12 protein-coding genes are annotated in these 16,336 nt (G+C 35.2%); 5 read left to right on the top strand and 7 right to left on the bottom strand.

Annotated features, from left to right (window positions below; translation table 11 throughout):
• The first annotated feature begins 186 nt into the window (after window positions 1-186).
• Window positions 187-726 carry a hypothetical protein gene (locus ACF3OB_RS03870; RefSeq protein ID WP_157909024.1) on the top strand — a complete coding sequence of 180 codons (540 nt, stop codon included), beginning with the start codon at window positions 187-189 and terminating at the stop codon, window positions 724-726.
• Window positions 727-776: 50 nt separating this feature from the next.
• Here ACF3OB_RS03870 and ACF3OB_RS03865 read toward each other — a convergent pair whose 3' ends face one another.
• From ACF3OB_RS03865 to ACF3OB_RS03845, 5 genes are all read right to left on the bottom strand, one after another.
• The gene (locus ACF3OB_RS03865; protein ID WP_392448431.1) at window positions 777-2,153 is read right to left on the bottom strand and encodes a leucine-rich repeat domain-containing protein; all 1,377 of its coding nucleotides are present in this window, start codon (window positions 2,151-2,153) and stop codon (window positions 777-779) included.
• Between the two features lie 10 nt (window positions 2,154-2,163).
• The gene (locus ACF3OB_RS03860; RefSeq protein ID WP_392448430.1) at window positions 2,164-3,981 is read right to left on the bottom strand and encodes a GNAT family N-acyltransferase; all 1,818 of its coding nucleotides are present in this window, start codon (window positions 3,979-3,981) and stop codon (window positions 2,164-2,166) included.
• 120 nt (window positions 3,982-4,101) lie between these two features.
• Window positions 4,102-4,710 carry a hypothetical protein gene (locus ACF3OB_RS03855; RefSeq protein WP_392448428.1) on the bottom strand — a complete coding sequence of 203 codons (609 nt, stop codon included), beginning with the start codon at window positions 4,708-4,710 and terminating at the stop codon, window positions 4,102-4,104.
• Between the two features lie 17 nt (window positions 4,711-4,727).
• A complete protein-coding gene (locus ACF3OB_RS03850) occupies window positions 4,728-5,342 on the bottom strand; it encodes a hypothetical protein (protein ID WP_392448426.1) in 615 nt (204 codons plus the stop codon).
• Window positions 5,343-5,488: 146 nt separating this feature from the next.
• A complete protein-coding gene (locus ACF3OB_RS03845; RefSeq protein WP_392448423.1) occupies window positions 5,489-7,978 on the bottom strand; it encodes a zinc-dependent metalloprotease in 2,490 nt (829 codons plus the stop codon).
• Window positions 7,979-8,096: 118 nt separating this feature from the next.
• On the opposite strand from ACF3OB_RS03845, the gene ACF3OB_RS03840 reads away from it, so the two are divergent.
• From ACF3OB_RS03840 to ftsY, 4 genes are all read left to right on the top strand, one after another.
• Entirely contained in the window at window positions 8,097-9,260 is a 1,164-nt protein-coding gene (locus ACF3OB_RS03840; RefSeq protein WP_172919697.1) for a glycosyltransferase family 87 protein, read from the top strand.
• A 5-nt stretch (window positions 9,261-9,265) separates the two neighbouring features.
• Entirely contained in the window at window positions 9,266-9,976 is a 711-nt protein-coding gene (locus ACF3OB_RS03835) for a glycosyltransferase (RefSeq protein WP_095912365.1), read from the top strand.
• A 20-nt stretch (window positions 9,977-9,996) separates the two neighbouring features.
• Window positions 9,997-10,758: a polysaccharide deacetylase family protein gene (locus ACF3OB_RS03830; RefSeq protein WP_095912366.1), complete on the top strand. Its 762-nt coding sequence runs from the start codon at window positions 9,997-9,999 to the stop codon at window positions 10,756-10,758.
• A 362-nt stretch (window positions 10,759-11,120) separates the two neighbouring features.
• Window positions 11,121-12,077, top strand: coding sequence for a signal recognition particle-docking protein FtsY (gene ftsY, locus ACF3OB_RS03825; protein ID WP_042010304.1), 957 nt, complete (start codon window positions 11,121-11,123; stop codon window positions 12,075-12,077).
• Between the two features lie 13 nt (window positions 12,078-12,090).
• Here the strand turns inward: ftsY and ACF3OB_RS03820 are convergent, their stop codons facing one another.
• Both ACF3OB_RS03820 and ACF3OB_RS03815 read right to left on the bottom strand, forming a co-directional pair.
• A complete protein-coding gene (locus ACF3OB_RS03820) occupies window positions 12,091-15,306 on the bottom strand; it encodes a UvrD-helicase domain-containing protein (RefSeq protein WP_392448420.1) in 3,216 nt (1,071 codons plus the stop codon).
• 43 nt (window positions 15,307-15,349) lie between these two features.
• Window positions 15,350-16,174 (bottom strand): thymidylate synthase, encoded by an 825-nt coding sequence (locus ACF3OB_RS03815; RefSeq protein ID WP_042345479.1) that lies wholly within the window; start codon window positions 16,172-16,174, stop codon window positions 15,350-15,352.
• Window positions 16,175-16,336: the final 162 nt, after the last annotated feature.

Here is a 16,336-nt window from a genome sequence, read left to right as displayed (position 1 = left end):
GGTTTATAGTCGCTTTGCAACCAGCTGATTTTAGCAACAAATCACGAATGTAGATTTGTTATAACTTAGAAACAATTTTTTAGGCAATTTTTATTTTTGTATACCATTGTTAAAAATTTATTGAAATGATGTTTGTTCAATAAAAATATATACATTTGTGTTATTAAACCTAAAAGCATTTGCTTTATGAGAAGTATATTTTTCTTGTTCGGTATATTTATCATGGGAATGGGATATTCTCAGAATATTTTACTTCCTCAAAAATCAAGTTCATCAACTTTCAATTCCGATGGAAAATGGATTATTGGTGGAAACATTGGAGCTAATATTGATTCTGAAAGATTAGATATTCAAATTGCCCCACGTGTGGGTTATAGAATTATCGAAAATTTAGAATTAAGCGCAAGTGTAAGTTATACGTTTCGTAACACCAAAAGTGTTAGTATGCGGACTCTTGGTGTGGGACCTTACTTAAGTTATGTTTATCAAGGATTTGTTTTTGGAACATCCTATCAACATTTGATGTCTTCGACAAAAGTGAAAATCACAGAAAATATTGCTAAAAGGAGTGAAAATGCCTTGTTTGTGAGTGTGGGATATCGTCATCAGATAGGAGGAAAAGCCTATGCAGAACTGGGGATGAGATATAACTTACTTTACAATAAAGATTCAAGTGTTTTTGCTTCTGGATTTATGCCTTATGCGGGAATTTCTGTTTCGTTGTAAATAGGTTTTACACACCAATCATATTCATATAATGAAGTATATAGGGCCAACTATTTGATAATCATTTGCTTCCAAATATCATCTTGTAGATAGGCTTCTTGACTTTTTTTCGGAACAATTACTACACCCTTATATCCCAACGATAGATTTACCTGTGGAGGCGTACTTGCTCGACAGATAATTTCTTCCAACGAACTACAATTGCGAAAAGCTTCCACACCTATGTAGTTTAACGTAGCAGGAAGATCTATTTTTTTTAGCTTTTCACATCCACTGAACGCCTGAACACCGATGCTATTTGTGTGACTTGACAGTTTTACGGAAGCTAAGTTCCTACAATCGTAAAAAACTCTATCTTCAATTTTTACAACAGACTTGGGTAGCTCTACTTTTTCCAAACTCACACAATTGGCAAAGGCAAAAATACCTATATAATTCACATTCTCAGCAAATTTTATAATTTTTAAACTTGTACATTCATTAAACGCACCAAATAAAATATCTGTTAGAGATATAGGCAAGTCCAAGGAAATCAAACTACTACAATTCCGAAAAGCATGCATTCCTATTTTTTCTATACCCGAAGGGAAATGTATCTCTTTCAAGCTATTACATCCTGAAAAAGTGTCATTTTTAATTTGAGTAAGGTAGGCAGGTAATCCTATCCACTCTAATGCCGAGCAATTGAAGAAAGCACTTGCTCCGAGATGTACCACAGAATCAGGGAGTTCTATCTCTTTGAGTGACACACAATGTTCAAAAGCATCATTACCAATACTTTCTAAATTCCCCAAAAAATAAACTGAAGTCAACGATTCGCAAAAAGCAAATGCACTGGCTCTAATGTGGAGTGTTTTTTTAGGTATTTCAATTATTTTTAGACTTTTACATTCGTAAAAAACCTTAAAAGGAAGGTGTATGAGATTTTCTGAAAGAGTTACATTTGCGAGTTCCTTACATTGCGAAAAAGCCTCGTTTCCCAAAGTGGTCAATGAGTTGGGAAGTGTGATACTCTGTAATTTGAAACATGATTCAAAGGCATTATCTTCAATAGACTTCAATCCATCCCCTAAGGTAATTTCAGTCAAATTGGTGCAATATGCAAAAGCACTTTTTTTGATTTCAAAAACTCGAGATAAGTCTATTTTATTTAGGTTATAACAATCAAAAAAAGCTCTTTCCTCAACAATTTCAACCGTATTTGGAATTTCAATAGATTTTAATCGGTGACAGCCTTTAAAAGCTTCTTTTGCAATGGTTTTCACGAAATAAGGTATCACTACATGTCCATTGGCAGGGATTTTTTCACAATCACATTTTTTTAAGATATTATTTTCAATGACAAGTATTTCCTTCTCAGATTGAGCGATACTGTCAATTGAGATAAAGGATAAACAGAGTGTAAAAATGTGCTTTAAAACCCTCATTTTAAATTTTTTATGTTATATTTTCTTTCAATTTTGCTTCAATTTCAATCTGAAACTCTTCAATCACAGGCTTCATGGTGCTTTCAGGCAGATCTGCAATTCGGATATACATTAGCCCGTCTATGGCATTATTGAATTTTGGGTCAACGTTGAAGGCTACAACACGGGCATTTTGTTTGATATATTTTTTGATAAGTACGGGCAAACGTAATGTTCCAGGTTCCAACTCATCAATAATTTTGTCAAACTTATTGAGGTCTGCCTTGGTTTCGTCGAAAATAAAATCCTTATCAGCATCTTTGAGTTTAACCTTAAATTCTTTTTTAGGTCGTACATACTGAGCGATATAAGGATCGTAGTAATTCGATTTCATGAACTCAATCATGAGTGATTTTGAGAAATTTGAGAACTGATTACTGATACTCACTCCTCCTAACAAATAGTGGTGTTCAGGATAGCGGAGCGTTGTGTGAGCAATTCCTTTCCACAGTAAAAACAAAGGCATCGGACGCTGTTGATATTCAGAAATCACAAAAGCACGTCCCATTTCAATGGTTTTACTCATCATATCGTAAAGTTCAGGTTCAAAACGAAATAAACTATGTGTGTAAAAACCATCAATGCCATATTTAGGGAATATGTATGCACCTAATCCCATTCGGTAGGCTCCTGCAATTTTTTTAGCATCGGCATCCCATAAAAACATATGGTGATAGTAGACATCAAAATCGTCGATGTCAATACATGCATTAGTTCCTTCCCCAACCTCTCGAAAGGTAACTTCGCGAAGCCTTCCAATTTCGGTCATAATATTTGGAATATCTTCATACGGAGCCAGAAAAACCTCATAATTGTTACTCTTGAAAAGTCGTAGATCTTTTTCAGTAATAAGAGAAATTTCTTTTTCAATCAATTGAATGTCAATAGGTTCTATTATTTCTTCAGGGGCTTCTGCCGATTTATTGGACTTATTTAATACGGATGTAAGCGGATTCTTTTTCTTAGTTTTGTCAAATGTATTCGCCAATAGATAGGTTTTTTTACGCAAAAAATCAGTATAAGATTCTAAATCAGTATGCTCGTTTTGAGTCTTTACCGATATAGGCTTCCCAATCCGTACGTGAATAGGTCTTTTTCGTTGGCTCAACATTTCAGACGGAAGTTTTGCCGTACGAAGCGAATCGTCGATTTTGGCGAGTGAATAAAACAATTTACTGTTTTTCGCATGGAAATAAATTGGGATGATAGGCACTTGTGCCTTTTTTGCCAAACGCATAGCTACTTCTTCCCACTGTTTATCAACGATAAATTTACCTTCTTTTTGAGTAGACACTTCTCCAGCAGGAAATATACCCAAAGGCTTTCCTTCTTTGAGATGTTGAATCGATTGTTTAAATCCTAAAACGCTGGATTTTACATCTTTACGATTTTCAAACGGATTTACAGGCATTACATAGTTTGACAGAGGCTCAATGCGTTGCAACAGAAAATTCGCCATTACCTTAAAATCTGGGCGTTTCTCTCCTAATAATTTCAATAGCAACACTCCATCCATGGCTCCCAGTGGATGATTGGATATAGTTATGAAAGCTCCTTCTTTAGGAATGTTTTGCAAATCTTCATCTGGCATGTCATACTGAACTTCAAATTCATCCAATAGCCGATTTAAAAAATCAATTCCTTGCAAATGTTTATTACGATCATAAATCCTATTCAGTTTTGATAACCGAAGGATTTTCATCAGTAACCACCCTGCAAAAGTACCTACAAAGCCATATTTATCAATGTTGAGTGCCTTGGCAACCTCTTTCGCATTTACAAGTCCCATACGCTATGCTTAATTTGTACACAAACTACAAAGATATAAAAATATTTGAAATACCTATTGTTATGAGGTTAAAAACTTATTAAGCCAGACTTTTTCTTTAAGATTTCCTTTCTAGACAACCTATTTAAAGATAGCTTTTTGCTCATAGGGTTTGAAAAAATAGATCAAGCCAAACTGAAAAACTCTATTGCTCATATAACCATCAAAAGGAGGAATTTGTTTCATAAGATGGTTATGGATACCTGAAAACGATTCTTTGACGCTGAGTTCTAACGCTATTTTATTTGTTAAGAAAAATATTCCTCCAATTTTTCCTTTTAGGTTACTACTATTCAGAAAAGGAACTGACGGATTATTGATTACTACGTCAAGAACTAAGCCTACATCTAAGTAAATACTACGCCATACTCCTACTTTCCATACGTTCCCGAAAGATATATAATCAATTGTTATAGTGTGTTTAGTAGTATTTTTTTCCTGAATATAACTCCCCTGTCGAGAATAAGAAGCACTAAGTTTTAGATCGGTCTCCTCCAGAAATTGATTGATAGCGAAAAACCCCATGTACATATCAGGTTTGACCCCAGTGCTACTGTGGAAATTTTCTGTCTGACTACGAAAAATGGATAAATTTAGACCTCCTTCAACTCCCCAACGCAGTGTGCTGTTATCTTGTTGAGCAATTAGCACAAACGGAAAGAAAAATAATACACAGAATATATTTTTCATAATTAACTTATATTTAGTTATTTAATGTAGTAGCAAACTCCAAAACGAACCACACGATTCGTTACATTACGTTCAAAGGGAATAATATCATTTTTAATATTTGATCGTCGGAGACCTATTTTCCCATCTAAGAAAACACTTATTTTTTTGCTGAAGATAAATTCAAATCCGAATAGCGAAACTGTAGTGTCAAAATTTTGAAATTCCGAAGTGATATCATTTTTTCGTAACAAGAAATCAGTAGAAAATCCTAATTGATAGAAAATATGTTCGTGAAGTTTGAAACGAGCTTTGTAACCAATCGAGAGGTGAGGTAGGTTGTAATGTATGTATCGATTTTCAATCATATCTTCATAATAAACTCCTTGACCTGAGTAAGTTAGCTCAAAAAGAAATGAATTGACAGCAGGTAAAGATGTTTTTACGGTCGCAAATCCTCCAAAGAAAATATCGTCTTTACCCTGAAGACCATCTTGCAAAGGGTAAACGGCAGCTAACCTTGAATAATTCAAACCTCCTTTAATCCCCCAATGGATTTTATTATCCTCATCTTGTGCAAATAGAAAACTTATGTTTAGTAGTACAAACAATGGTAATACTACTTTTTTTATAGATTTGAATAATTTATTCATAATAAATCTAAATAATTAACAATGCAAATGTAAGAAAAAAATATTCTATTCGGTTAATTATTCATATTTTATGAGAGAAAAAAAGGAATTATCAATCCGATTTTTTTTAGAGATTAATAATTCCTTTTGAAAAAAATAAAAAGATTTTATTTCGTTTCGAATAGCTTGTCAATACGAGCAACGATATCTTTCAGGTGGTTTTGGGTCATAGCATCTGCAGAAGAAGCTGAACGAGCCATTGTGCGGATTTGTGAAAGTTCGGCACGAACAGCTGCTTTAATGTCCGAGGTGTGAGCATTAGCATTCGTTCCCTTAAAGTAAGGACTTGGTGGAGCAGGAGGTAACGCTTTGGTTTCGAGTAAAATTTTTCCTAAAATTTCCACGTGTGAACGTTGTAAGTTTCTGCGGTAAGCATCAATTTTTGCCCCCATTGTAAGTTCTGTCCATACGCCTTTTCGGATGTCACTCATCAATTCGGTAATTTTGTATGCTTTCTCTCCATTAAGAGCTTCATTTTCAATTACTCTGTGCAATCGTGCGATGTCTAACAAATGTGATAAACCAATAGCTTGTGTATTTTTAATGCGTTCCAATGTTCCTGCATATTCAATACGTTTGATGATGGCATTATCAATGAGCCAAGATGGCGTTTTAAATACCTCTTTATTAAGGAATTGAACGGCTCTTTTTTGAATGTCTTTCGGAACATAAACATACACTTCGCCCGATTGATCAGCGGTTTTGTAATATTCGTAAACACCTCCAACGTTAGCCGAAACGTGTCCGATATAAAGACGATATTGCCCTAAAACCTGACCGTAAAGACTTTTTAAATCCTCGTACGTTTCTCCTTCTTTGGTTGTCCATTTTATCAAATTTGGCACGATACGTTTAAGGTTAGCAATTCCGTAGGCACTTGCTTTCATCGCATCGTCTCCCAAATCTTCCGATTGTGAACTTGGGTCAACAATGTGTCCTACCTGTTGATGTCCAAAGCGATAGAGAGGGTCACCCGCGTGTTTTAAAATCCACTGATTTAGCGTTTCTTTCTCTTCTTCAGCAGATTTATCCAAAATAGGACGATATCCCCAAGCGATGGCATATTTGTCATAAATCCCGATTTCAGGCATTAAAGCTACACCTTTATCCTCAGGTTGAGCGATGTAGTTAAATCGAGCATAATCCATAATGGAAGGAGCAGTTCCGTGTTTTTTGGTGAAAGAAGCCGAACGCAACGAATCTACAGGATAAGCGTGGCTACTTCCCATATTATGAGGCAATCCGAGAGTGTGACCCACTTCGTGTGAAGACACAAATCGAATCAAACGTCCCATAATTTCGGTTTTAAATTCTGGTTTTTGAGCATCAGGATTGATGGCTGCCGTTTGTACAAAAAACCAATTGCGAAGCAAGGTCATAACATTGTGATACCAATTGATATTGGCATTTAGAATTTCGCCTGTGCGTGGGTCGCTAATATGCGGACCGTTAGCATTTGGTATGGGAGAAGCTAAGTAACGCACCACCGAGTATCGCATATCGTCAGGGTCCCAATCAGGGTCTTCCTCTTTCGTTGGCGGATCTTTCGCAATGATGGCATTTTTGAATCCCGCAGCCTCAAAGGCTTTTTGCCAATCTTCGATACCTTGTTTTATGTACGGAGCCCACTCTTTGGGTGTAGCTCGGTCGATGTAATAAACGATAGGTTTTTTAGGTTCAACAAGTTCGCCACGTTTGAATTTTTCGATATCTTCATCTTTTACTTCTAATCGCCATCTGTCAAGATAAGTTACTGATTTTGTTCTTTGTACAGGAAGTCCGTAATCGGTTTGACTGGTTGTGAACCAACCTACACGCTCATCGAAATACCTGCGTTTCATAGGATTTTCAGGAAGTAAAATCATTGAATTATTGATTTCCACAGTGATAATTCCCGCAATGCGACTGGTATAAGCAGGTGGCTCAGAAGCGTTGTACGTCTTTATACTACGCACTTCAATATTTTTTGGGAAAGTTTTTATTCGCTCGATAAAACTTCGTTTAGTGTCTATTCCGCCAATTTTGTATTGTTTTCGATAGCGTTCCGAAAGTCCAAAAGGTTTGGTGTCTTTGTCAAAAAGCTCATTGACTTCAATCACTGATGAAATGCTGTCTTTTCCTCGTGTTTTAATATCGAAACTAGCTAAAATAGGTTCGACGTTCGAGTTGATAACTGCCTCATAAATAGGCAAACTATCATTAGCAATGATGCTGTGTGAGACCATTCTCACTAATATTTTTTTATCTTTCTTTTCCCATCTAATTACTTGATTGTTAGCCTCTTCTCCTCCAAAACCGATGCCCGTTGCTGTTTTCGAAATACGAGTAACCATCAGCATTTCTTTCCCTAAAAGCGAATCGGGAATCTGATAAAAATACTTGTCGTTCACCTTATGAATGGTAAACAATCCTTGTGTAGTTTTTGCCGTTTTTGGGATAATAGCATCAAATCCCTTAGGTTTGGCGGCTTCGGCTTTTTTCTTTGCCTCAGCCTCAATTTGGGCTTTTTTCTTCTTGCTTTTGAAAAGCTGTGCATTTGCTTCATTTACAGAGAGTAATAAAAGCAATGCCGAAAAGTATAATGTTAATTTACGCATATAATTTAGATAAATAAAAATCAATAAGGGCAAAGATAATGATTTTACGAGACCTATGTGCGTTGTTTTTCAAAATAAATTACTTTTTTCACAGAAATAGTTATATTTGCAAAAAAAAATGATGCTACGGTTGTTTAAGGATTTTCGTTTTGTTACACTGCTGTGGTTCGGTTTGGCTCTTGCTACCGTAATTCAGAATGTTTTTATACGAGGGAAGTATAATAACTATTTGATTTTTGAAGGAGTCTTCCGTCACACCATTGGAAAACTATCGCTTTACGCTGAATATCCAACAGAGTACTTTGATGTAAATCATTATGGAATTTTGTTTAGCGCTATAATTGCTCCGTTCGCTGTTTTGCCTAATTGGTTAGGTTGTTCACTTTGGATTATGAGCAACGTACTCTTTCTGTATTGGGCGATGCGTCAACTGCCTTTGAAACAATGGCAAATAATAGGAATATTACTTATTGCAGCTCACGATTTATATACCGCAGCAGCAATGCAACAATTCAATATCAGTATAATAGCCATTTTAGTAGGAGCATTTGTTTTCATAGAAAAAGGGAAAAGCCATTGGGCTACATTGCTGATTGTTATAGGGATTTTAACAAAAATTTATGGCATTGTAGGACTTGCTTTTTTCTTCTTTTCAAAAGATAAGATACGATTCATAGGGTCGGGACTACTTTGGTTGGTAATTTTATTTTGTTTACCAATGCTTTATTCCTCACCGCAATATGTTATCTCTCAGTATCAAGAATGGTTTGAACGATTGGCAGTCAAGAACAATTCGAATATGAATGCTTTACAATACAACCTTCAAAATCTATCCTTATTAGGATTTCTGCAACGAACGGGGGTTTTTAATAATAATTTAGTGGTAATTGTAACCGGATTAGTACTATTCACGTTGCCTTATTTACGTTTTAATCAGTATGAAAATAAAGATTTTCGGTTGATGTTCTTAGCCTCTGTAAGTATGTTTTTATGTCTGTTTAGCACAGGAACGGAAAATAGTACTTATATAATAGCTTATGTAGGTATTGGAATATGGTTTGTAGCAAGTCCGAACCAAAACAAATGGTTAAAAATAAGCCTTTTGTCCCTTACAATACTAGCATCACTCTCACCTACAGACATATTTAAACCCCTAAAAGAACCTTATATTATTAAATATTCGCTACGGGCAATTCCTGTAGCAATTGTTTGGTTAGTAATGATTTGGGAAATGTGTTTTTTTGAATACAAAACCATCGAAATGCTCGAACCTAAAAACTAAAAACGATGCAGAACAAACAAATTGATATTGTGATTCCGTTTTACAATACGGCGAATCATATTTTTGAGTTATTGCGAGAAAATATTACAGCTTTATTGCGAGAAAATCGATTGCAAAACTTCTCAATCACTCTGGTAAATGATGGCTCAACCAAGGATAATTACAAAAGTTATATAATAGCCCTGCTCAGCGATTTTCCTCACTGCGTGAATTTTCTAAATTTGGAGCAAAATCGAGGAAAAGGAGGAGCCATTAAGGAAGGAATCAAGCAAAGTACAGCTCCTTTGGTGGTGTTTTACGATATTGATTTCCCATTCGGAAGAAATGCTTTATACAGCATTATTGAAAACCTCCAAAAAAGCGATAATGACATTTGTATAGCTAAAAGAGATGAGTCATACAACAAAAAATTGCCTTGGAAACGAAAAATAATTTCGCAAGGAGTCAAAAAAATAATTTGGATACTTTCCAAAGGTAAAATAACCGACTCACAAGCGGGTTTAAAAGCAATGAAAAGAGATGCAACCTCTATTTTATTGTGTACCGAATGTAATTCATTCATTATGGACTTCGAGTTTCTTTTAAAACTAATCAAACACAATAAAAAAATAGGTGAAATCATCGTAACTCCAAATGAAAACATCGAATTTACAGATTTTTCAACAAATACGATAGCAAAAGAAATTAAGAGTTTATTCAAGATTTTGGTTTCATAAAACAAAATAAAATTTAAACAATGATTTATCTTTCATTCGACATCGAAGAATTTGATATGCCAAAAGAATATGGCTACAACATTGATTTCCAAAGACAAATAGCCATATCACGTGAAGGAACAATCGCCATTTTAGACCTTTTAAAAAAATACAACGCCAAGGCTACATTTTTTTCAACGGTTGTTTTTGCACAGAATTGTCCTGATTTAATAGAACGTCTTTTGATGGAAGGACACGAATTGGCTTCACACACCTATTATCATTCTAATTTTGAAATTTCTCATCTCAAAATGTCCAAAGAAGCCTTAGAAAAACAATTTCAAACTGAAATAAAAGGACTTCGTATGCCGAGAATGGCAGAAATAGAGGCAAACGAGGTGAAAAAAGCAGGATATATTTATAATTCGTCCGTAAACCCGACCATTCTACCGGGTAGATACAATAAATTACACGTATCAAAACGCATTTTTATTGAAAAAGGACTTCTGCAAATTCCTGCCGCTGTGAGTCCGCTATTTCGTATTCCTCTTTTTTGGCTTTCTTTTCACAACTTTCCGCAGTGGTTTTACCATTTTCTTTTAAAAAGAACGATGAAGTACAGAAATTACGCTACATTGTATTTTCATCCTTGGGAATTTACCAATTTGCATCAGAAAGAATTTAATTTTCCGAATTATGTAATGCGAAATTCAGGCGAAAAAATGATTTCCCGATTTGAAAAACTACTAAAATTCATCCATCAAAATAATTGGAAAACTGGATTATACCAAGATTTGAAATAAAATTTTCAAAATAATTTTATAACTTTGCAGAACACTCTTTGAGGTACAATATGAGTATTTTAATCATTTCCATTTTTTTGAAGTGAATGTATGTTGTATGTCAGTTAGTTATACGAGAGGAAAGTCCAAATCAGAAAATGTGTTTGACAGATATGCAGATTTGTCTTATTTCTTGATTTGAAATACATTACTAAGAAATTTTTACATTTCAATTTATTCCGTATTTTAGCACCCAAAATAAGGAATGTAGCTTTCATACATTTAGCAAATTCTGTGAAAAAATAGGGGTTTGATTCTGATTTGTATGATAAAACAACAATATTAAGCAATAAAATTTAACTAGAAACAGGAAGTCCATGGCAATGAATTTTTTTAAGAAAATATTTTCTTCGGAAAAAAAAGAAACTCTTGATAAAGGACTAGAAAAGTCAAAAGTAAGTTTTTTTGACAAATTAGGTCGGGCAATTGCAGGTAAATCCAAAGTAGATGACGATGTGCTGGATGAGCTTGAAGGAGTTTTAGTTAGCAGTGATCTCGGCGTAAGTACCACTTTGAAAGTTATCGAACGGATTGAAAAACGAGTAGCTCGTGATAAATACCTAGGAACTAATGAGTTGAATAGAATTCTTCGAGAAGAAATCGCTGGACTTTTATCAGGGACTAACAGCGGTGAAGATACTGATTTTGTTATTCCTGTGGATAAAAAACCGTATGTCATGATGGTTGTTGGGGTCAACGGTGCGGGGAAAACCACTACCATTGGTAAGTTGGCATATCAATTTAAGAAGAAAGGATATAAAGTTATGCTTGGTGCAGCAGACACATTTCGTGCAGCCGCCATTGACCAATTACAAGTGTGGGCAGACAGAGTCGGTGTGCCAATTGTTAAGCAACAAACAGGAAGTGACCCAGCTTCTGTAGCTTACGATACTTTAGCATCGGCTGTAGCACAAGATGTTGATGTTGTTATAATTGATACGGCCGGACGTTTGCACAACAAAATCAATCTGATGAATGAATTGACTAAAGTGAAGCGAGTAATGCAAAAAGTCATTGCTGACGCTCCACACGATGTATTACTTGTTTTGGATGGCTCAACAGGACAAAACGCTTTTGAACAAGCCAAGCAATTTACCAAAGCAACCGAAGTGTCGGCTTTGGCTGTTACCAAATTAGATGGAACCGCTAAAGGAGGTGTAGTCATCGGAATTTCAGACGAATTCCAAATTCCGGTGAAGTACATTGGAGTAGGGGAAGGCATAGAACATTTGCAGGTCTTCAATAAATACGAATTCGTAGATTCGTTTTTTAAAGATTAAGAAAGGTGTAACTTTATCCAAAAATGATTTCACTCGTGTTCAAATAAACCAATATCTTTTGGGTGATGTTCCAGCCTAACAGGGATAAATTATTGGCATAATAGGACATCTGTTGTACGTCTTTTTCATTAGGTTTTCCTGTCTTATAATCAATGATAACAGCAATTTTTTCTTCGGTAGAATAGGCAATGCGATCTGGACGGAAATAGTTACCATTAGAATCGACAAACTCTCTTTCAATGTAGTAGGTGTATCTGTCTGTGAAATAGGGTTGTATTTCTTTTCGTTGTAACAACTCAATCAATTGCTTCTCAATCAATTCATGTTGAGCTTGTGAAATAGTACCATTTTGTAGGTTTTTTTCTAATACTTTTTGAATATCACTATTATATTTGATTTCGGCTAATAGTTTATGCATCAGATTTCCTCGCTCAATAGCCTCTTTTCGAGTAGTATCCCACAAAAGAGAAGCTCCAGTAGCAATTTTATAGTTAGGAGTTTTCCAATCCTTCTGAAATTTAATGAAGCCATCTGAGCCAATTTGCTTTTGTTTTTTTCTTTGTGGGAAAATAGGGCTGCCGAAGGTGTAATGCGACTCATTTTCATTAACGTTACATTGTATTTTCTCGTTTTGGTTCAGAAGGGAAATGTGTAATCCAGCAAATTCCTTTAGAAGTGTACCATAGGTTTGCTTTTTAGGTGATTTTGGTAAAGCTGTTATCACATAAAGGAAGGATTCAGGGCGAGTCATTGCCACATACAGCACATTGATTTGGTCTAATTTATTTTGTTCGTTATGTTGATTGATAATCTCTTGGCTTTGAGTTTCAAAATTGATTATTCCTTTATTGAATCGCACTAACAAATGTGAAAAACCACCAAAATTTTCCGAATCTACTGGATACCAAAGCGTGTCTTTTTTCGTATCCACTAACTCGCTATCGGCAAAGGCATAGATAATCACCGGAGCTGATAATCCTTTACTTTTATGCACCGTCATTATCGAAATAGCATCTAATCCTTCCGGAGAACTAATACTTAAAGCGTCTTGATTTTCTTCCCAGTACAAAAGAAAATCGGAAATTCCACCTTTGTTGGTGTTTTTAAACTCAAAAATGATGTCCAGAAAACTTGCTATGTAAGCGTCTGAATCGTTAGCTAAATCAAAGCGATTGACTGCTAATGCCATGCCTTCGTAAAGGGAATAACCATTGAATTGAGCCAATGAAAAGCCGTATTTTTCAAAAAAAGAATCGATAGGTTGGTCAATATATTCGGTAATGAAGTTGTGTACATCAGCTGTATTTTTTACACTGATAAAATCGAATAACATATTGACTTTTAACTCTTTGCTATCAGGATTTTGTACTGCTCGTAGTAGCGAAATCAGAAAACGAATTGATGGCACATTTTTCAACAAAAGGGAATCAGGAGAAATAATTTTTTTTCCTTGTGCAGAAAGATAGGAGGCTAATGCCAATCCCTCACGTTTTTTACGAACTAAAATAGTAATATCTTCGTCTTTGGCTCCCGATTCATTGGCATGTTTGACTGTTTCCCAAACCTCTTTGCAATAAGTCAGTTCTCTTGGAGTATATCCCAATTCATCGGCTATATTTTCCTCTTCGTAGTTTTCTTCCTCTTGTTCAACATCTACAAATCGAATATCTACATATCCAATAGGGAAATTTTGATTATTTCTTTTGTATTCGGGGTAATTTTGGGTGGCATTAGCATACAAATTTTGATATTCTTCAGACTCAAAAAAGGTGGAAGTAAATTTGAAGAATTTATTATTGAAATCAATAATAGTTTCTAAACTTCGGTAATTTTCCTCTAAATTTACGACAATCCCCCCTATCGTAAAAGGCTGTTTTTTATTGAGATATAAATCCATAAATTGCTCAGCTTTACTTCCTCGCCATCGATAAATTGATTGTTTGGCATCTCCCACTAACAATACAGAGCCTTGTTGTTGATTCATATCTTCGCTTGATACTACATTGGATATCAACTCTTTAAGGTTATTCCACTGCAATTCTGATGTATCTTGAAACTCGTCAATAAAATAGTGCTGGAAACGCTCACCAATACGCTCATAGATAAATGGAATAGTTTGTTTTGTAATTTCGTTGGAAATCACCGAGTTAAACTCCCAAATCGGAAGAATATTTTCTTCCTGTTTAATTAATTCTATTTCATTTTGAATACGATTTAGCAAAGCCAAAGGAACTACATACTGCAGTGCATTTTTTACAAAATTATATTCTCCAAATTGTTGTTGTACAGTTTTGAACTGTCGTACAAATTCAGGTTGTAGGCTGTCAATTAGAGCTGTATTTAATCCTTTCTTATTTGATTCAGCGTATAAAGGTTTTGTTTCCAAATTTAATTGCCAGTTTGCACCCCAAACAGGTTCCCTTTTAGGATCGTTTTGTATTTTTTTGAAAAAGTTAAACATGTATTTTCCAGAGAAAATATTTTCATCTAAATCGTTTTCATTCAATAGTGTAAAAAAATCAGTGGTGATTTGCCGTATGGTTTCTATGCTTTGTGATAGTTTTTGTTGTAGTATTTTTTTTAGAGCTATGAAGTCAGATAGTGTCTTCTCTTTCAGTTCTTTAAGAGCTGTGTAGTGATTTTCTTTGGTGAGCATCTCTGCTACTTCCAGTAGTTCTTTGGTGGTGTCCCAATTCTTGTCTTCTTTCATTTTGTCTTCTGAAAAATCAATAAGTAATTGGGTAATTTCAGCATCTTCTCCAGCCCTGTTCATCAGATTGTCAACCGCCGTACGCAGTATGGTTTTTTGATCTAACTGTACCTCAAAAAATTGATTTAATTGTAAATCGAAGGCAAAGTTACGTATCAATTGATGATTGAATCCATCAATAGTGCTGATGTTGAAAGCAGCATAATTATGGAGTATGTGTTTCAAGACAGACTCGGAACGCGAACGCAATTTCTCGGGAGCAATTTTCAATTCTTGCCTAAGCTCTTCAAACATCGAATTAGCTTCGGTAAGGCTTTTTATATCTGAAAATTCGGTAAGCATTTCAATTACCCGATCCTTCATTTCAAAAACAGCTTTATTGGTAAATGTGATAGCCAATAAGCGACGAAAAGAGTCTATTTTTTCATCGCTTAAAATGATTTTCAAATAGGCCTTTACCAAACCATAAGTTTTTCCAGAACCCGCCGAGGCATTGTAAATGGTATATGAAGATTGCATCGCTATGTTTTTTGAAATGGTTTATGTATTGATTGTTAAGTATCTACACCGAAACTTCTCCTTTTATGGCAGGATAAGGGTCGTAACCTTCTAGTGTAAAGTCTTCATATTTAAAAGAAAATAAGTCGGTTACCTCTGGATTGAGCTTCATTATGGGTAAAGGACGTGGCTCACGACTCAGTTGTAATTTTACTTGTTCAAGATGATTGTTATAAATGTGAACATCTCCAAAAGTGTGTACAAACTCGCCAACTTCCAGCTTACAAACTTGAGCTACCATTATTGTTAATAAGGCATACGAAGCTATGTTGAAAGGTACTCCTAAAAACACGTCAGCACTACGTTGATAAAGCTGACAGGAAAGTTTTCCGTCTGCCACATAGAATTGAAAAAAGGCGTGGCACGGAGGTAAAGCGGCCTTTCCGTTGGCAACATTCTCACAAAAGGATTTTGAAGTGTCGGGCAATACAGAAGGATTCCAAGCTGCCACAATAATACGACGACTATCAGGGTTTTTCTTGATGGTTTCGATTACTTGCTTAATTTGGTCAATGTCTTCGTTGTTCCAGTTACGCCACTGATGTCCATACACAGGACCTAAGTCACCATTTTCATCAGCCCACTCGTTCCAGATGCGAACACCATTGTCAGATAAATACTTAATATTGGTATCGCCTTTTAAAAACCAAAGAAGCTCGTGAATGATAGATTTTAAATGTAGTTTTTTGGTGGTAACAACGGGAAATCCCTTGCTTAAATCGAACCGCATTTGGTAGCCGAATACGCTAATGGTTCCCGTTCCAGTGCGGTCTTCTTTTTTGTGTCCGTGTTCTAAAATATGTCGTAATAAATCGTGATATTGTTGCATTTTATTAATTTTATAAATAGAAAATTTAGAACCGCAAAGATACAAAAAACCACTTCATAGCTAGAGGTTTTTAAAAGTTATATTAATACTATTTTATCGAAACAGAGGCTTTCAATTTCGCTAAGCCTCTCAATGGTTATCATCAACGGTTGTTCATGACTT

This window comes from Capnocytophaga canis (genome assembly GCF_043187445.1).
In the GTDB taxonomy this organism is placed as follows: Bacteria; Bacteroidota; Bacteroidia; order Flavobacteriales; family Flavobacteriaceae; genus Capnocytophaga; species Capnocytophaga canis.
The sequence above is the reverse complement of the archived record's forward strand: the minus strand, read 5'-3'. Positions and strand labels throughout refer to the sequence as shown.